The 16,788-nt window shown below is 35.8% G+C and carries 17 protein-coding genes; 12 read left to right on the top strand and 5 right to left on the bottom strand.

The features are described from left to right. Nucleotides 1-206 precede the first annotated feature (206 nt). The 3 genes from CHRYMOREF3P_RS08965 (at nt 207) to CHRYMOREF3P_RS08955 (ending at nt 2,538) form a co-directional block, all read left to right on the top strand. Nucleotides 207-842 (top strand): hypothetical protein, encoded by a 636-nt coding sequence (locus tag CHRYMOREF3P_RS08965; protein ID WP_077419243.1) that lies wholly within the window; start codon nt 207-209, stop codon nt 840-842. 25 nt (nt 843-867) lie between these two features. Continuing rightward, a complete protein-coding gene (locus tag CHRYMOREF3P_RS08960) occupies nt 868-1,602 on the top strand; it encodes a hypothetical protein (protein WP_180564429.1) in 735 nt (244 codons plus the stop codon). Nucleotides 1,603-2,166: 564 nt separating this feature from the next. Next, nucleotides 2,167-2,538: a septal ring lytic transglycosylase RlpA family protein gene (locus tag CHRYMOREF3P_RS08955; RefSeq protein ID WP_034699143.1), complete on the top strand. Its 372-nt coding sequence runs from the start codon at nt 2,167-2,169 to the stop codon at nt 2,536-2,538. 68 nt (nt 2,539-2,606) lie between these two features. Here CHRYMOREF3P_RS08955 and CHRYMOREF3P_RS08950 read toward each other — a convergent pair whose 3' ends face one another. The 4 genes from CHRYMOREF3P_RS08950 to CHRYMOREF3P_RS08935 all read right to left on the bottom strand — a co-directional run bounded on the left by CHRYMOREF3P_RS08950 (nt 2,607) and on the right by CHRYMOREF3P_RS08935 (nt 7,068). Next, nucleotides 2,607-3,371, bottom strand: coding sequence for an exodeoxyribonuclease III (locus CHRYMOREF3P_RS08950; RefSeq protein ID WP_180564428.1), 765 nt, complete (start codon nt 3,369-3,371; stop codon nt 2,607-2,609). Then, nucleotides 3,371-3,661: a YciI family protein gene (locus tag CHRYMOREF3P_RS08945; protein WP_077419246.1), complete on the bottom strand. Its 291-nt coding sequence runs from the start codon at nt 3,659-3,661 to the stop codon at nt 3,371-3,373. The genes CHRYMOREF3P_RS08950 and CHRYMOREF3P_RS08945 overlap by 1 nt, the downstream gene beginning before the upstream one ends. A 100-nt stretch (nt 3,662-3,761) precedes the next feature. After that, on the bottom strand, nt 3,762-5,306 hold the full coding sequence (locus tag CHRYMOREF3P_RS08940; protein WP_077419247.1) for a bifunctional response regulator/alkaline phosphatase family protein: 1,545 nt from the start codon (nt 5,304-5,306) through the stop codon (nt 3,762-3,764). 115 nt (nt 5,307-5,421) lie between these two features. Continuing rightward, nucleotides 5,422-7,068 (bottom strand): S41 family peptidase, encoded by a 1,647-nt coding sequence (locus CHRYMOREF3P_RS08935; protein ID WP_180564427.1) that lies wholly within the window; start codon nt 7,066-7,068, stop codon nt 5,422-5,424. Between the two features lie 229 nt (nt 7,069-7,297). Between CHRYMOREF3P_RS08935 and CHRYMOREF3P_RS08930 the strand changes: the two genes are divergently transcribed. The 9 genes from CHRYMOREF3P_RS08930 to CHRYMOREF3P_RS08890 all read left to right on the top strand — a co-directional run bounded on the left by CHRYMOREF3P_RS08930 (nt 7,298) and on the right by CHRYMOREF3P_RS08890 (nt 15,368). Further along, a complete protein-coding gene (locus CHRYMOREF3P_RS08930) occupies nt 7,298-8,524 on the top strand; it encodes an HD domain-containing protein (protein ID WP_180564426.1) in 1,227 nt (408 codons plus the stop codon). A 71-nt stretch (nt 8,525-8,595) separates the two neighbouring features. Further along, nucleotides 8,596-9,627, top strand: coding sequence for a UDP-3-O-(3-hydroxymyristoyl)glucosamine N-acyltransferase (gene lpxD, locus CHRYMOREF3P_RS08925; RefSeq protein WP_077419250.1), 1,032 nt, complete (start codon nt 8,596-8,598; stop codon nt 9,625-9,627). After that, nucleotides 9,620-11,017 (top strand): bifunctional UDP-3-O-[3-hydroxymyristoyl] N-acetylglucosamine deacetylase/3-hydroxyacyl-ACP dehydratase, encoded by a 1,398-nt coding sequence (locus CHRYMOREF3P_RS08920; protein ID WP_047386958.1) that lies wholly within the window; start codon nt 9,620-9,622, stop codon nt 11,015-11,017. The genes lpxD and CHRYMOREF3P_RS08920 overlap by 8 nt, the downstream gene beginning before the upstream one ends. After that, nucleotides 11,018-11,812, top strand: coding sequence for an acyl-ACP--UDP-N-acetylglucosamine O-acyltransferase (gene lpxA / locus CHRYMOREF3P_RS08915; RefSeq protein WP_047386961.1), 795 nt, complete (start codon nt 11,018-11,020; stop codon nt 11,810-11,812). 20 nt (nt 11,813-11,832) lie between these two features. Further along, nucleotides 11,833-12,168, top strand: a complete 336-nt coding sequence (locus CHRYMOREF3P_RS08910; protein ID WP_228408913.1) for a hypothetical protein — start codon at nt 11,833-11,835, stop codon at nt 12,166-12,168. 15 nt (nt 12,169-12,183) lie between these two features. Beyond that, complete coding sequence (gene efp, locus CHRYMOREF3P_RS08905; protein ID WP_077419251.1) at nt 12,184-12,747, top strand: elongation factor P; 564 nt, start codon at nt 12,184-12,186, stop codon at nt 12,745-12,747. Nucleotides 12,748-12,817: 70 nt separating this feature from the next. Next, the gene (locus CHRYMOREF3P_RS08900; protein ID WP_077419252.1) at nt 12,818-13,720 is read left to right on the top strand and encodes an LpxD N-terminal domain-containing protein; all 903 of its coding nucleotides are present in this window, start codon (nt 12,818-12,820) and stop codon (nt 13,718-13,720) included. A 90-nt stretch (nt 13,721-13,810) separates the two neighbouring features. Beyond that, nucleotides 13,811-14,683, top strand: a complete 873-nt coding sequence (sucD, locus tag CHRYMOREF3P_RS08895) for a succinate--CoA ligase subunit alpha (protein ID WP_077419253.1) — start codon at nt 13,811-13,813, stop codon at nt 14,681-14,683. A 16-nt stretch (nt 14,684-14,699) separates the two neighbouring features. Continuing rightward, entirely contained in the window at nt 14,700-15,368 is a 669-nt protein-coding gene (locus tag CHRYMOREF3P_RS08890) for a porin family protein (RefSeq protein WP_077419254.1), read from the top strand. A 106-nt stretch (nt 15,369-15,474) separates the two neighbouring features. Here CHRYMOREF3P_RS08890 and CHRYMOREF3P_RS08885 read toward each other — a convergent pair whose 3' ends face one another. Continuing rightward, complete coding sequence (locus CHRYMOREF3P_RS08885; RefSeq protein WP_077419255.1) at nt 15,475-16,785, bottom strand: ABC transporter permease; 1,311 nt, start codon at nt 16,783-16,785, stop codon at nt 15,475-15,477. Nucleotides 16,786-16,788: the final 3 nt, after the last annotated feature.

Raw genomic sequence — 16,788 nt, 5'->3', positions numbered from 1 at the left:
AAAATTATATCTTAAATTTGCGCAATAAGCAATATTTTTAAATAATATGCTTTCAATAAGTTAATTATTAATATGAAGCTAAAATTGAATAAAAATAATTTTTTTACCCTTCAGTTTCAATGTAATATTCACAAGTTGGGATGCGTTTTTCCTATTTTTTGAAAATATTGATGAAAAAAAATGTAATTAAAAATCTTTAAAAACTTATGAAAAAAATTTTATTAACAGCAATTATGCTTGTTGGCCTTTCGGCTTTTTCTAAGGCTCAGACTACAGGGCGAGTGGGGATTAACACAACCACGCCTGCCGCAACGCTAGATGTAGTAGCAAATACTACTGACAACGCTAGACCTGACGCTTTATTAGTCCCTCGTATGACAAGAGCACAATTATTAGCTAAAGATGCAGCTTATACTACAGCTCAAAATGGAGCACTTGCTTTCGTTACAACAATTGACGGTACAGCAACTCCTAAAACTACCAACGTTACAGCTGTAGGTTTTTACTACTATGATGGCCAGACTACGAATACCTGGATCACTGTAGGTGGTGGTGGAATCGTTACACCTGTTGCTCCTTCTGTAAGAACTTCAGCTACAGGAGCAGACTTATCTGCAGCAGACTTAAATGGTTATGTATTCCTTACAACCAATGCTGATTTGTCAACAATCCCTGTAAGTGCAGCAACAAAAGGAAAAACTATTACGCTTGTTAAAGTAGGTGGAGGTACCCTTACTGTAAACGGTGCAAGTGCAGCATCATTTAATTCAATGACTACTAATGGTAGAGGTCTTGGATTCGTTTATGATGGAGCTTCTTGGCAATCGTACTCAGCTCAATAATTATTAATTTTACACAGATTTAGTCATGAATAAAAAAATATTATTAGTTCTTGCCTCTTCTTTGGCAATGTTTCAATATACAAATGCACAGGTAAGAACAAATGGTTTCGCCAGTGGAAATATACAAGGACAAGGTGCTTTCCTTGATGCATCAGGAAGTGCCGGAGGTTTTACAGATAGTGCTAATGACGGAAAAGGGATTGTTTTTCCAAGAACAGACTTAACTGTCTTTACATTTGCAACTCCTGTTACTGACGAGGATAACTTTCCAACAGCTTACGATGGTATGATTGTTTTTAATAGTGCTACAGGAACTACTGTTTCTGGTATTGCTACAAGTGTAACTCCGGGATATTATTATTTCTCTAATCCAACTGGTGGAACGGCAAATGGTTTTGCAACTTCAACTGGTAGATGGGTTTCGCTTTCAACTTCACCTAAAGTAACTGTTGGAACAGCAGAAACAACTACAAATACTATTATTAATGTTAGTCCGGGTGTTGATAAGCAGCTTTATGCTATCAAAGGATCTTTCACTGCAAGTGGTACTTCTACAGCAGTTAATATCCCAGCCCCTACAGGAATGACTACAATGTATGGTATTACAATCTATAAAGCAGGTACAAACACTGTTTATGATAGAAGTTTATATTCTTATAATCCGGTTACAACTCCAGGAAATGCTGTTACAGGATCTCCTAGTATGTCTGTAGTGTATCCTAACGGTACATACGACTATGTATTGGAATATTTAAAATAAGACATTTATTTAATTACATATAAAACCAATGAGAAATCATTGGTTTTTTACTTTTAAGAGATTTGCGTTCATTTATTTTTTTGGGTTATAAATCATCACTCATTCATTTTTTTGAATGATTAAAGCGGATATTTATTGGATATCGTATCGATCTATAAATTTTAACAAAACAAAACGGTGTTAAAAAATAAGTCAGGCATCTGGTTTTATGTGAGCAGAGGTCCTCTGTCAGAAAGTTTTTCCGGAATCTAGTTCTTAAGACTTTATTTTTTTTAAGATTGATTTTCTGATTTTATTTTAACTTTGTTGATTTTGTAATTTATTGATTTACAGTTGTTTTTAAAAGTATAAAATTTAAATTATGCACAAAGTAGTTAATTATGTTAACTTTTAGACTGTTTTTTTAACACTTTTTAACACCGTAGTCTAAAACCCCTGTTTATAGGGGGTTGCAGTGATGTTTAACATTTGTTTAATATTTTGTTAACGGTTTTTAACATATCGAATAGTGTTTTCTAAAGATTCCTGATACTTTTGCTCCGTCAAAACCAATAAAAGTTCAAAATGATGAAAAGATTCATTCTCGTAATCATAATGATGATTTCAACCTTAGGTGTTTATTCTTTTACGAGTAATGCCTTAGATGCGAAAAAAACAAGTTATGCATCGTACTACCACGATAAATTTAACGGTAGAAAAACTGCTAGCGGAGAAATCTTTGATAACTCAAAGTTTACTGCAGCAAACAGAACGCTTCCATTTGGAACAAACGTTAAGGTTACTAACCTTAAAAATGGTAAAGAGGTAATAGTGAGAATTAATGACAGAGGGCCTTACCATTCATCAAGATCTTTAGACATGTCTAAAGCTGCGTTCGATGAGATTGGAGATATCAGTCATGGTACAATTCCGGTCGAATATGAAATTGTCGATTAGTTTTATGATTTAAATTAAAAAAAAGCCAGCTGATTCAGCTGGCTTTTTGTATGCGTAATATCTGTTGATTATACATTCAATTCCAATAAAGCAGGGCAATGGTCAGAATGTACAGCTTCCTTTAAAATAACAGCCCGGGAGAGCTTATCCTTTAAACTGTAAGAAGTGAAGTTATAATCCAGCCTCCATCCCTTGTTTCTGGCTCTGGAATTTTGTCTGTAGCTCCACCATGTATAATTGTCCGGATCATTATTAAAAAATCTGAAACTGTCTATCAGCTCACATTCATTCATGAAATTCGTCATCCATTCCCTTTCCATAGGAAGAAACCCTGAAACATTCTTTAACCCAATTGGATTGTGAATATCAATTGCTTCATGACAAATATTAAAATCACCCGATATAATCAGATTGGGAATTTCTTTCTTTAAATTTTTGATATACTCCAGAAAGTCATGGCAGAATTGCATTTTAAAATCCAGTCTTTCAATATTAGACGCAGAAGGAACGTACACCGAAATAGCGGAATATCCGTCAAAATCTGCACGGATGATTCTCCCTTCATTATCATAGCTTTCAATGCCGCAGCCATACTCTACATGATTAGGTTTGTTTTTTGAGGCAATTCCGACCCCGCTGTAGCCTTTTCTTACTGCTGAGTGCCAATAACTGTGATAACCTAATTTTTCAAGGCTTTCGATGTCTATCTGATCGTTTCCGGCCTTGCTCTCCTGAATACAGATGATATCCGGATCAGCAGTTTGTAGCCAGCCCAGGAAATCTTTTGTAAAAGCAGCTCTGATTCCATTGACGTTGTATGTGATTAATCTCATTAGTCTTCTATAAAAAGTTTAAAATTTTCATTGTATTTCGAAGGGATAAACTCCGTGATGTCATAATCCGCTACCTGATGAATATAAAAAGGATCTTCAGAAATAATCTGCTCAATTTCATTTTTAGATTCTGCATTGGCTATAATGATACCTCCCGTTCTGGGTTCTTTTCTTCCCGAAGCAATAAAGCGTCCGGATTCATAATGCTTATTAAGGAAAATATTGTGCTGGGGAATAAGACGTTCTACATTTTCAATAGAACTCTTGTAGGTAAGCGAAATAATAAACATGATTTATTTTTTACGAAGATATGAACTATAAAAAAGAAGCGGAAAAAATCATTCGATTTTTTCCGCTTTAAACCCAAAATTAAATAAACTATGAAAAAAACTACTTGGGTTCTAAAATGCTGATAGGAATGATACACTCTTCGAGTGAAATTCCCCCATGCTGGTAGGTTTCTTTATAGTAATTAACGAAATGATTGTAATTTTTAGGGTAAGCCAGGAATATATTGTTTTTAGCAAAAATATATTTCGAGCTTAAGTTTCCTTTTGGAAGGAAAAGCTTTTCAGGATTGGTAATTGCCCATACATCGCTGTCGTCATACGTTAAACTTTTACCTGTTTTATATCTGATATTAGTAGAAGTTTCTCTGTCTCCTACCACTTTACTTGGCTTTTTCACGTATACCGTTCCGTGGTCTGTCGTAATGACCAGTTTATAGCCATTTTCTGCCGCTGTTTTTATAATCTTCAGCAAAGAAGAGTTTTCAAACCAGTTGAAGGTAAGAGAACGGAAAGTTTTATCATCACGGATCAGCTGATCTACGATGTGGTTGTCTGTTTTCGCGTGGGAAAGAATATCAATGAAGTTGTATACGATAACCAGCAGATCATTACTCTTATGCTGGTTGAAATCATCATAGATCTTTCTTTCAAAATCAGCATTCAGTACTTTAAGGTACTTCATAGACTTGGATCCAAGACCAATTCTCTTCATTTGATCTTCCAGGAAATCACGCTCAAATTCATTTTTATTTCCCTCTTCATTATCATTAAACCATTTATCCGGGAAACGTTTTTCAATTTCAGACGGCATTAATCCTGCAAAAAAAGAGTTTCTCGCATACTGTGTAGCAGTAGGAAGGATGCTGTAGTAATAATCTTCCGATATCTTATTATAATATTTTGTAAATAAAGGTTCAATCACTTTCCACTGGTCGTAACGAAGGTTGTCTACCATCAGCAAAAGAACTTTTTCTTTTTCAACTTCAGGTTTTACTTTTTCCTTGAATAGGGTGTGGCTCATGAGAGGTTTGTCAGAATCAACCAGCCAGTCTGCGTAATTTTTTTCAATAAACTTCGCAAACTGAATATTGGCTTCCTCTTTCTGAGACTGCAGAAGGTCAGCAAATTCATTATCTGCAACCTTATCAAATTTGATTTCCCAGCTAAGGATTTTTTTATAATATTCTGCCCATTCCTGATACGTTCTCAGGTATGAAAGCTCCATAGAAAGGTTTCTGAATTCCTGTTGGTACTGCAAAATAGTTTTTTGCTCAACAAGATTGTCTTCCTGAAGGTTTTTCTTTAAGGAAAGTAATATCTGGTTAGGATTTACAGGCTTCAATATATAATCGGCAATCTGAGATCCGATAGCCTCTTCCATAATGTGTTCTTCTTCGCTTTTGGTAACCATCACAATCTTTAAGGAGTTATCTTTTTCCTTAATCATAGGAATAGCTTCCAGTCCGGAGATACCCGGCATATTTTCATCAATTAATGTTAAAGCAAATTTCTCTGAATCCATAAGTTCCAAAGCCTCATTCACATTATTAACAGGGGTTACCTGGTAACCCTTCTTTTCTAAAAATACAATATGAGGTTTAAGTAAGTCTATTTCATCGTCGATCCATAATATCTTTTCTGACATAATTTATTTTTTACACGGTTATTCTATCAAAATGTTGACCAAATCCTTTTAAAATCTCACAAAATAAAAAGATTATAAGTTAAATATTAGTTAAATGAAAATATCGTCTGATATTTCACATTTTTGTGGTGGTTTTTATATATTCCAAAGCTCTTTCCAGAACTTCATCTTTTTCGTTTTTAAGGCCTTCTACAGTTGGTTTTACAAGAATGTCGGGAGTGATGCCTATTCTTTGTGTTTCCCTTCCGTCAGGATAATAAGCTCCAAGTCCTGTAAACCGGGTATCAAGATCGGCAATTTTAAACATAATCACATCTCCGTTGGCTCCTGCAGTATTGCTTCCGATAATTTTAGCGTTCAGATGCTGCTTGAACATCATTGCAGTGGTCTCTGCCTGGCTTTGGGTATTTTCATCTACTAAAACGATTACATTCCCTTTATAGTATTCAGGATTTTTCCTGCCGATAACATTTTTTCTGCTGTAAAATTTACCGGGATAATAAGGATCAGGAAAAGTAAACTGATAATAAACGGAAGGTTCAGGAAGCAAAAGATAACTTAAAGGGATGATCGTTTGCTTTGGATAATTTCTAAGATCAAAGATAATAGATGTTGAAGATTTTAAACTGTTGTACATTTCATCCAGATCTTCCTTCTCTATAATCTCCATATTAACATAGCCGATTTTCTTTTCCTTATCTATGAATTTCCATTTTTTTGGAGCTTCATTTTTCTCATGAAGAATATCTTTGGTAAAATACGTTTTGGTTTTTATTTCCAGATTTTGTCCACCTCTCTCAATTTTTACAGAAATAGAATCGTTATTGCTGAAGAGAAGCTTGCTTTTTGCTTTGTTGAATTTACCCCAGGAATTGGAGGCTGGAATATATTTTCCAAGGCTGTTGACTATTTGCGGAATTGTTTTACCTTCAATATCATAAATAACATCTCCTACATGAAGCGGGCTTTTATTCCGGAATTTTGTAGCATTGATTTTTGTAATCACAAGTTTTCCTTCTGCATAAGAATAGTCTGCAGGCACTCTTCGGTTTCCGTATTGATGCCGCTGAATTTCCTTTGATGAAAGATAAGCATGGGAATCATCTGTTTTGGTAACCAGTTCTGCCAATGTTAGATGATAATTTTCATCATTGTCAATCATCAGAAATTTGGGTATCATTTCTGTAAGAACATCGTTCCAGTTCTGATCAGTTTCATATTTATACGGGAAAAAATATTCTACATAATTCCAGTATCTGAATAGTTCCAATAAGCTAATGGTCTTTGAAGTGAATTTTGAACCGTAGGACTTTTCATTTCTGAAATATATTTTCCTTCCACTTTTTCCGAAATAGTGATTATCTCCAAGATTCCGATTGTTTTCAATATAATGTAGTTTTTGAGACAGGTCTCTGGAGAAAATTTGACGATTATCTATCCAGCTCAGATCAAAGTTTTTAAGAAAATACACCTTATTATCCTTTACTGAGCATTCTTTGCAGGGGGTAACTTCTCCGAGATTTCTGATCCAGTCAGCATAAAAATTATTCAACGCCTCTTTCTCATTAATAGATTCAAGTTCATCAATTTTTTGGAAAAGCTGTTTATCCCAGTTCAGATTTCCTTTTGCTACCTGTGGATGATAATATTTTAAAAATCCCCATATTCTGCAGAGGGATTCCAGTTTTTGCGTTTCAGTTATAATTTGTGCGGAAAAATTTAAACTTAAAAATAATAGAAGGAAAAGAGAATACTTTCTCATTAAGGGTTGTCGTGTTTTCTCTCAAAGGTAGTCCTTTGCAACAACAACTGCAAAAGGTTTTCAAAAAAAATATTGAATTAAAAATAAAAATGAATCGGAGAAATTTTCAATCGTATTATTTGTGAAAAATATGAATGATATCAGTTTTTTAACTTCATGTTTTAATAGTAATTTAATAAATGGCTAAACTTTAAAATGCCTAACTTTGTTTACTAATATTGAAGTTTGAATGCAGAATAAGCTAAAAATCATCAACGATCCTGTTCATGGATTTATCAAAATTCCCCACGAAATTTTATTTGATATCATTGAGCACCCTTACTTTCAGAGATTAAGAAGAATCGGGCAGACCGGTCTTCTGAACCTGATATTTCCGGGAGCTACACATACAAGATTTCATCATGCACTGGGAGCAATGCACCTGATGTTTACGGCATTGGAAACATTAAAGCAGAAAGGGGTGAAAATTTCTGAAGAAGAGGAAAAAGGGGCGATGTTGGCTATTCTGATGCATGATATTGGCCATGGTCCGTTTTCTCATGCGCTGGAAAGTATGCTGATGGATGACTGGCATCATGAAAACCTTTCTTTACTCCTGATGAATAAGCTGAATGAGGAGTTTGATGGCCAGTTGTCAATGGCTATCGAAATGTTTCAGGGAAAATATCATAGAAAATTTTTCAACCAACTGATCTCTTCCCAGCTGGATGTGGACCGTTTGGATTATCTGAAAAGAGATAGTTTTTTTACCGGTGTATCGGAAGGAAATATTAATACCCAGAGAATTATTTCCATGATGAATGTCTGTGAAGAAGGTGAGCTGGTGATTGATGCAAAAGGAATTTATTCCATTGAAAATTTTCTGACAGCCAGAATGTTTATGTACTGGCAGGTCTACTATCATAAAACTTCAGCGTTAGCAGAATTTCTTTTGGTTAAAATCCTTGAAAGAGCAAAATATCTGATTTCCCAGGGAACAGAGCTTCCTGCAGCGGATAATCTGAAATATTTTTTATACCGAGAAAAGAGTGCTGCAACGGATGAAGATATAGAGAGATTTACAAGTCTTGATGATAATGATGTGATTCAGGCAATGAAAGAATGGCAAAATGCAGGTGATTTTGTGCTGTCATATTGGTGTAAATGTGTAATTCAGAGAAATTTACCTAAAACAATTATTTCATCACATCCATTTGGTAAGGAAATAATTGATGAAAAAGTAAAAAATACCAATGAATTTTTCAAAATTGATAATGGAAATGAATTGGTTCATGAAATAAAAAGGAAACTTTTACCCTATCATGCGGAAAAACAACCAATCTATTTACTGCATAAAAATGGCAGGAGAACGAGACTTCATGAGTCAGAAGATCAGCTTTTATCAGGGTTAATTGTAAATAAGACGACCCGCTATATCCTTATGTTTCCAAGAGATATCTCCAGGCTAGACTCTTAAATAATATTAAAATTTACGATCTGAAACCAAAAAATGTTTGCAAATTCTAGAATTTCTTATCTTTGCAGAATATGGAATTTACAGCTTCGCAAATTGCAAGTTTTATTGACGGAAAAATAATAGGTGACGAGAATGCACTTATTACAGGGGTTTCACCAATTGAAAATGGGGAATCAGGACATCTTTCTTTTATAGCACAAGATAGATTTTCTCATTTCTTAGATACCTCACGATGCTCTGTTATCATCATTTCGGAAAAACTTCTGGAGAAAAACAGTTATAACCCTACCTTAATCGTTGTAAAAGATGCCTATCTTTCTTTTCAGATCCTGATGAATTTATATCAGGAAATGCAGGGAAGAAAAGAAGGTATAGAAAATGGTTCTTCCATTCACGATACAGCTGTCATAGGAGATAAAGCATATATCGGAGCATTTACTTATGTTTCCGAGAAAGCTAAAATCGGGGAAGGGGCACAGATCTATCCACACGTATATATAGGAAAAGGAGTGAAAATTGGTAAAAACTGCAAGATAGACAGTGGCGCCAGAATTTATGACTACTGTATTATTGGGGATAACTGTGTGATTCATTCCAATACGGTAATTGGAGGTGACGGTTTTGGTTTCCAGCCAACTGCCGAGGGTTTCAAAAAAATACCGCAGCTTGGAAATGTAATTATTGAAGACGATGTTGAGATAGGCTCAAACTGTAGTATTGACAGAGCAACAATAGGCTCTACAATTATAGGAAAAGGAACTAAAATTGATAACCTGATTCAGATTGCCCACAATGTGAAAATAGGTCAGAACAATGTAATTGCAGCACAAGCGGGAATTGCAGGTTCTACTACAATTGGTGACTGGAATCAGATTGGAGGCCAGGTAGGCGTCGTAGGACATATCAAAATAGGAAATCAAGTGAAGATTCAGGCTCAGAGTGGTGTGAATTCCAGCGTTAATGACAGAGAAACATTGTATGGCTCTCCAGCCATCAGTTATAATGACTATTTGAGGAGTTATGTTCATTTCAGGAATCTTCCTGGAATAGTAAATAGAATAAATAATCTTGAGAATACCTCAAAAGATAATACTAATGAGTGATATGCAAAAAACACTTCAGCAAGAGGTAACTCTTTCTGGAATTGGCCTTCATACGGGTAGAGAAGTAAAACTTACCATTAAACCTGCTAAAGAAAATACAGGTTTTGTATTTGTAAGAACAGACTTGGAGGGACATCCTCAGGTAGAAGCAGATGTAAACTATGTTGTAGCAACAGAAAGAGGAACTACCTTAGAAAAACTAGGGGTGAAAATTACCACTTGCGAACACCTTTTGGCAGCTCTTGTAGGTTGTGATATTGATAACGCAGTCTTAGAAATGGATGCCTCTGAACCACCTATTCTTGATGGATCTTCAAAATACTTTGTTGAAGCTATTGAAAGCGTTGGTGTTGCAGAACAGGGCGTGGCGAGAGAATATCTGGTTGTAAAAGAAGTTCTTACCTACAGTGATCCGGCTACTGGTTCGGAAATCACAATCATTCCTTCAGATACTTACGAAGTAACGACAATGGTAGATTTTGGGACTAAAGTATTAGGTACTCAGAATGCTACTCTTAAAAATATTTCAGAATTTAAAGACGAGATCTCATCAGCAAGAACATTCAGCTTCCTGCATGAATTGGAAATGCTTTTAGATCACGGTTTGATCAAAGGTGGAGATATTTCCAATGCGATTGTATATGTAGACAAAGATCTTACTCCTGAAACGACAGAAAAACTAAAGAAAGCCTTTGGAAAAGATAATGTATCTATCAGACCAAACGGTATTCTTGACAATCTTAATTTAAACTATCCTAACGAAGCCGCAAGACACAAATTATTAGATGTAATTGGTGACCTGGCTTTAGCAGGAGTAAAAATAAAAGGTAAAGTTATTGCCAACAAACCGGGACACTTTGTGAATACCCAGTTTGCGAAAAAACTAAACCGCCAGTGGAAATTGCAGAAAAAGAAAAACGTTCCGGATTTTGACCTGACAAAAGAACCAGTATTCGATATCAACGGAATTATGAAGCTTATGCCTCACAGACCCCCGTTCTTATTGATTGATAAAGTTCTTGAACTTTCAGACTCTCACGTAGTAGGGTTGAAAAATGTAACAATGAACGAACCATTCTTCGTTGGACACTTCCCGAAAGAACCTGTAATGCCTGGAGTACTTCAGGTAGAAGCTCTAGCACAGACAGGAGGTATCCTGGTACTGGCCAGCGTTCCGGATCCTGAGAACTATTCTACTTATTTCATCAAAATTGATAAGGTGAAATTCAAGAGAAAAGTAATTCCTGGAGATACGCTTATATTCAAAATTGAATTGATAGAGCCTATCAGAAGAGGAATTGTTCATATGCAGGGGTATGGATACGTAGGAGATACAGTAGCAGTAGAAGCAGAGCTTATGGCTCAAGTTGCAAAAAATAAAGTTGATTAAATGATTCATCAATTAGCAGCCGTAGATAAACGCGCGAAAATCAGCAAAAATGTAATCGTAGAACCATTTACTACAATTGCAGGGGACGTAGAAATTGGAGAAGGAACGTGGATTGGTCCCAATGTTACCATTATGGAAGGTGCAAGAATCGGAAAAGACTGTAAAATCTTTCCCGGAACTGTAATCTCTGCAATCCCTCAGGACTTGAAGTTCGATGGTGAAGATACACAAACAATCATTGGAGATAACACTACTTTAAGGGAATGTGTCACCATAAACAGAGGAACCAAAGCATTAGGATACACCAAAGTAGGAAGTCACTGCCTGATCATGGCAACTTCACACGTTGCTCATGACTGTATTATAGGAGATAATGTGATTATTGCAAATGGTTGCGGTATTGCGGGACATGTGGAAATTGGTGACTTTACCGTAATGGGAGGTTTATCTGCTGTTCAGCAGTTTGGTAAAATCGGGAAACATACTATGATTTCAGGAGGATCTTTAATTAGAAAAGATATTCCACCTTATGTAAAAGTAGCAAGAGATCCAATTTCTTATGCAGGAATCAACTCTGTTGGATTAAGAAGAAGAGGGTTTTCTAATGAGAAAATCTTTGAAATTCAAAAAATCTACAGAGCTATTTTCCAAATGAAGATGAATGTTTCTCAAGCGTTAGCCTATATTGAAAAAGAAATGCTTCCAACGGCTGAAAGAGATGAAATTTTACAGTTTATTCAAAACTCACCTAGAGGTATCGTAAAAGGATATGGTACCGGAAAGGATAGAGATTAATTTATAAATACTATCAGACAATGAAAAGTTTAATCGTACTTATTGCGCTTTCTGCAACTTCTTTTTTGTTTGGTCAGCAAACGGAAAAGTCTGCAACTGGGAAAAAAGAAAAGCCTTTTACCATAGAAAGAAAACTTTCCGGAGAATCTAATGATAGTATTGCCAAGAATAACTTAAATGGTATTCTGAAACAGAAAAGTATCAGAAGTTCAATATTAGGAACAACTGATCAGTATAAATCTGATGTTCAGATGAATGTAAACAGATTAAATAATAATGTGAATGCATTCAATAATAATACATTTAACAGAATGATGCCTCAAGGACAAGGTATCGAAATTAAAAAAAGAAAATAAATATTTATATAATTAATGGCAACAAGTAACGATATCAGAAAAGGTCTTTGCATCGAATTTAGCAACGATATTTTTAAAGTAATCGAGTTTCTTCACGTAAAACCAGGGAAAGGTCCTGCTTTCGTAAGAACAAAACTAAAATCTGTGACAAACGGAAAAGTATTAGACAATACATTCTCTGCTGGTCACAAAATTGATGAAGTAAAAGTAATCACAAGAAAGTTCCAATATCTTTATGATGACGAGAACGGATTCCACTTCATGAATAACGATGATTTTTCTCAGTTATATTTAAATAAAGAAATGATTGAAAACTCAAACTTGATGAAAGCAGGGGAAGAAGTAACAATCATTTTGAAAGAAGCTGATGAAACTCCGCTTTCTGCAGAACTTCCACAGTCAGTATATCTGGATGTTATCGAAGCTGATCCGGGTGTAAAAGGAAACACGGCAACTAACGCTCTTAAAAACGCAATCGTTGAAACAGGAGCAAGAGTAATGGTTCCTTTGTTCATTGAGCCAGGAGACAGAATTAAAGTAAGCACTGAAGACGGTAGCTACTTAGAAAGAGTGAAATAATAAATAAAATTTACATAAATTCGGTTTGCACTAGCAGTCCGAATTTTGTTTTATAAGAAAATCTATTGTTATGAGATTCCATTCTCCGCAAAAGCTTAAAACGATTGCAGATTTAATAGGCTCAGCATTTGTTGGGCCAGAAGACTTTGAAGTATTGGGAACCAATGAAATTCATATGGTAAAGCCAGGTGATATCGTTTTTGTGAACCACCCTAAATATTATGACAAAGCACTAAACTCTGCAGCCACTATTATTTTAATTGATAAAGAAGTAGAGTGCCCGGAAGGCAAAGCGCTTTTGGTTTCTGATGATCCTTTCAGAGACTTTAATAAAATCAATACTCATTTTACCAGAATCTATAATTTCACAGAAGAACTTCACGATGTTGAAATAGGAGAAGGCACAAAAATCCACCATTCTGCAGTAATCGGGAACAATGTGAAAATCGGAAAAAATACCCTTATCTTCCCAAATGTTGTGATAGGAGACCGTACCGAAATCGGGGATAATGTTGTTATCCAGTCCAACACAGTTTTAGGAGGTGATGCGTTTTATTACAGAAAATTAGATGGAAATTTTGACCGTCTGATTTCTGTAGGAAATGTTATCATCGAAAACAATGTGGAGATCGGAAATGGCTGTACCATTGACAGAGGGGTTACGGATTCTACCCTCATTGGAGAAGGTTCTGTTCTGGATAACCAGATTCAGATAGGACATGATACCGTTATCGGGAAAAAATGTCTTATTGCGTCTCAGGTAGGAATTGCTGGATGCTGCATCATTGGAGATGAGGTGACATTATGGGGACAGGTAGGCATTGCTTCCGGTAATAAAATTGAGGCAGGATCTGTAATTTTAGGAAAAACCGGAGTAAACAGAGATCTTGAAAAAGGTACCTATATTGGGATGTTTGCAGAAGATTTCAAAACTTATCTGAAAAAAGAAGTAAAGCTGAGAAATCTCAAATAAACTATTCCAAAGGTTTTATCCAAAATCAAAGAAATTTAAGTAAATTTGTGAGCATTAATAAAATAATAAATAAATTAAAACAACAATAAAATGTCAATTTTAGTAAACAAAGATTCTAAAGTAATTGTACAAGGATTTACAGGGAACGAAGGAACTTTCCACGCTGGTCAGATGATTGAATACGGAACAAATGTAGTAGGTGGTGTTACTCCAGGAAAAGGAGGTAGCGAGCACTTGGGAAAACCGGTATTTAATACAGTGGCTGATGCTGTTGAAAAAGCAGGAGCAAACGTAAGTATTATTTTCGTACCACCGGCATTTGCAGCAGATGCTATCATGGAAGCTGCTGAAGCAGGTATCAAAGTGATTGTATGTATTACTGAAGGTATTCCTGTAGCTGATATGGTAAAAGTAAAATCTTATATTGCTGACAGAGACTGCAGATTAATCGGACCAAACTGCCCTGGAATCATTACTTCTGAAGAAGCTAAAATTGGTATTATGCCAGGTTTCGTTTTCAAAAAAGGTAAAGTAGGTATCGTTTCAAAATCAGGTACCCTTACTTACGAAGCTGCTGACCAGGTAGTAAGAGCAGGTTACGGTATTTCTACTGCTATCGGTATCGGTGGTGACCCAATTATTGGAACAACGACAAGAGAGGCATTAGAATTATTCATCAACGATCCTGAAACTGAAGCTGTTGTAATGATCGGTGAAATCGGTGGAGGTCTTGAAGCTGAAGCTGCAAGATGGTACAAAGCAAGCGGGTCTACTAAACCGGTTGTAGGATTCATCGCTGGACAAACTGCTCCAAAAGGAAGAACTATGGGGCACGCAGGTGCTATCGTAGGTGGTGATGAAGATACAGCTCAGGCTAAAATGGAAATCATGAGAGAAAACGGTATCAACGTTGTAGATTCTCCTGCTGACATTGGTGCTACTGTAGCAAAAATTCTAGGATAATATAAAACCACACCATATGAAAAAACTTTTATTAGCCTCAGCTTTGACGCTGTCTGCATTATCTTTTGCACAGGTGCAATGGAATAATACAAGATTCGGTCTTACTGCAGGTTTAAACTACTCAAGAGTAGCAAATGCCCACAATCCCTCTGGCCCAAGATATACCTTCCAAGGTGGAGCTTTGGCTTTGATCCCCGTAGGGAAGGCAAACCAATTCTTTATCCAACCCGAAGTTCTGTACTATGGTGCAGGAGAAACCGGAAAAGATAAAGATGCTAAAGGAAAAGATGGTTACGATGCAGTATATGCAAATAACTATCTGAGTGTACCACTTTATTTCAAAGGATACTTTTCAGAAGCTGAATCAGAATTCTTTGGATTGATTGGACCTAGATTTAACTTTTTAGTAAGTCAGGACGTAAAGAATCCTCCTGTAGGAAGACCTTATTATGATCCGGACGTTACTGATCCTACACAACCAGGAGTAGACGGAAAAGCAAAAAGCTTTAACTGGGGACTTGGACTAGGCGTAGGATATAGCTATAAGAGACAACTCGAAGTAGCTTTAAAATATGATTTAGGACTTTCTGATACTTACCCTGGTCTTGTAAAAGAAAAAGGAGGAAGTGATAAGAAAAAATCAGAACAGGTAATTGCACTTACCTTAAGCTATATATTCAAATAGAATATCTCAGAATATAAAAAATCCCGGAAACTTAGTTTCCGGGATTTTTTTATTATAAATTATAAACAGATTGATCTGTAATCTTTATTTTTCAGCCTTTTGGTGATTATCCTTTAATCCACTTCCAAAGCTCTTTTAAAGTAGCTTTATTACCGTACATCAAAATACCTACACGATAGATTTTTCCGGCCAGGAAGATCATAAAAACAGTTGTTACCAATAATAATGCAATAGACAATGCAATCTGCCATGCAGGAACTCCAAATGGGATTCTTGCAATCATCGCAACCGGTGAAGTAAACGGAATGATTGACAGCCAGAAGCCTAATGGCCCATCAGGATTGTTCATCAAAGTAAAACTTCCATACATCCCCAAGGTTAAGGGTAAAATTGCAAATAAAGTAAATTGCTGTGTCTCTGTTTCGTTATCTACTGCAGAACCGATTGCTGCATAAATAGAACTGTAAAAAATATATCCTAGAAGGAAGAAAACGATGAATACAAAAATGATCAGTGGGAAATTAAGTTCCAGCAAACTGTGAGAAATCTGGGTAGCAAGCTGCCCCACATCCAGTTTACTCGCAATCTCATTATTTCCACCCGGGATATTTTTCTGAAGAGGTGAGAAGCCTGTATTCAGAACTAATGCTCCGATGACAGACATTGTGATCCAGATCAGAAACTGAGTCAGTGCAACCATGGTTACCCCCAGAATCTTCCCCATCATCAGTTCAAAAGGTTTTACGGAAGAAATAATAATCTCCACAACACGGTTGTTCTTTTCCTCAAGTACACTTCGCATTACCCTTACCCCATAAATAATGATAAACATAAAGGTAACATACATCAGGATCATGCTCAGCCCGGATTTAACCCCGAAGGCAAGATCAGAATCCTCTTTATTATTATCCGTTACATTAATGGTCTTTAATGTGAAGCTTTTATCAAGATCAATTAACTGAGTCTCCTGAATGCCCAGCTGTTTGATTTTTTCTTTTTTAACAACATTGCTGATATCAGAAACAATTTGCTGCTTTGTGTCGAATCCTATTTTACTGTTGATTACCAGTCTTGTCTCTTTTTCAAGCGCATCGAAATTCTGATTTTTCAATTCCGGAAGAATCAGAATACCATCCAGGGATTCATTTCCTTTTAAATTGTTAATCTTTGATTTTTCATCTGCGGCAGAAACAAAAACGTAATTTAATTTATCATTAGATTTCAGCTGATTCATAAACAATCCGCTCTTATCAACCACTTCTATAATGCTGTGTGACTCATTAGCCTTAAACATTAATCCTACTACAGCTCCGAAAGCAATAATCATTATGGGGGCAAGCAGCGTTAATATGATGAAGGATTTTTTCTTAACCTGTGTAAGAAATTCTCTCTTGGTAATTAAAAAAATATTATTCATAAA

This window comes from Chryseobacterium sp. JV274, assembly GCF_903969135.1.
In the GTDB taxonomy this organism is placed as follows: domain Bacteria; phylum Bacteroidota; class Bacteroidia; order Flavobacteriales; family Weeksellaceae; genus Chryseobacterium.
The sequence above is the reverse complement of the archived record's forward strand: the minus strand, read 5'-3'. Positions and strand labels throughout refer to the sequence as shown.

What these genes read in the sequence shown, in the direction of transcription:
- CHRYMOREF3P_RS08885 (WP_077419255.1), bottom strand. Translation starts at nt 16,785, where the DNA reads ATGAATAATATTTTTTTAATTACCAAGAGAGAATTTCTTACACAGGTT.
- CHRYMOREF3P_RS08920 (WP_047386958.1), top strand. Translation starts at nt 9,620, where the DNA reads ATGAGTGATATGCAAAAAACACTTCAGCAAGAGGTAACTCTTTCTGGA.
- sucD (WP_077419253.1), top strand. Translation starts at nt 13,811, where the DNA reads ATGTCAATTTTAGTAAACAAAGATTCTAAAGTAATTGTACAAGGATTT.
- CHRYMOREF3P_RS08935 (WP_180564427.1), bottom strand. Translation starts at nt 7,068, where the DNA reads ATGAGAAAGTATTCTCTTTTCCTTCTATTATTTTTAAGTTTAAATTTT.
- CHRYMOREF3P_RS08945 (WP_077419246.1), bottom strand. Translation starts at nt 3,661, where the DNA reads ATGTTTATTATTTCGCTTACCTACAAGAGTTCTATTGAAAATGTAGAA.
- lpxD (WP_077419250.1), top strand. Translation starts at nt 8,596, where the DNA reads ATGGAATTTACAGCTTCGCAAATTGCAAGTTTTATTGACGGAAAAATA.
- efp (WP_077419251.1), top strand. Translation starts at nt 12,184, where the DNA reads ATGGCAACAAGTAACGATATCAGAAAAGGTCTTTGCATCGAATTTAGC.
- CHRYMOREF3P_RS08930 (WP_180564426.1), top strand. Translation starts at nt 7,298, where the DNA reads ATGCAGAATAAGCTAAAAATCATCAACGATCCTGTTCATGGATTTATC.
- CHRYMOREF3P_RS08950 (WP_180564428.1), bottom strand. Translation starts at nt 3,371, where the DNA reads ATGAGATTAATCACATACAACGTCAATGGAATCAGAGCTGCTTTTACA.
- CHRYMOREF3P_RS08940 (WP_077419247.1), bottom strand. Translation starts at nt 5,306, where the DNA reads ATGTCAGAAAAGATATTATGGATCGACGATGAAATAGACTTACTTAAA.
- CHRYMOREF3P_RS08890 (WP_077419254.1), top strand. Translation starts at nt 14,700, where the DNA reads ATGAAAAAACTTTTATTAGCCTCAGCTTTGACGCTGTCTGCATTATCT.
- CHRYMOREF3P_RS08960 (WP_180564429.1), top strand. Translation starts at nt 868, where the DNA reads ATGAATAAAAAAATATTATTAGTTCTTGCCTCTTCTTTGGCAATGTTT.
- CHRYMOREF3P_RS08900 (WP_077419252.1), top strand. Translation starts at nt 12,818, where the DNA reads ATGAGATTCCATTCTCCGCAAAAGCTTAAAACGATTGCAGATTTAATA.
- lpxA (WP_047386961.1), top strand. Translation starts at nt 11,018, where the DNA reads ATGATTCATCAATTAGCAGCCGTAGATAAACGCGCGAAAATCAGCAAA.
- CHRYMOREF3P_RS08965 (WP_077419243.1), top strand. Translation starts at nt 207, where the DNA reads ATGAAAAAAATTTTATTAACAGCAATTATGCTTGTTGGCCTTTCGGCT.
- CHRYMOREF3P_RS08910 (WP_228408913.1), top strand. Translation starts at nt 11,833, where the DNA reads ATGAAAAGTTTAATCGTACTTATTGCGCTTTCTGCAACTTCTTTTTTG.
- CHRYMOREF3P_RS08955 (WP_034699143.1), top strand. Translation starts at nt 2,167, where the DNA reads ATGATGAAAAGATTCATTCTCGTAATCATAATGATGATTTCAACCTTA.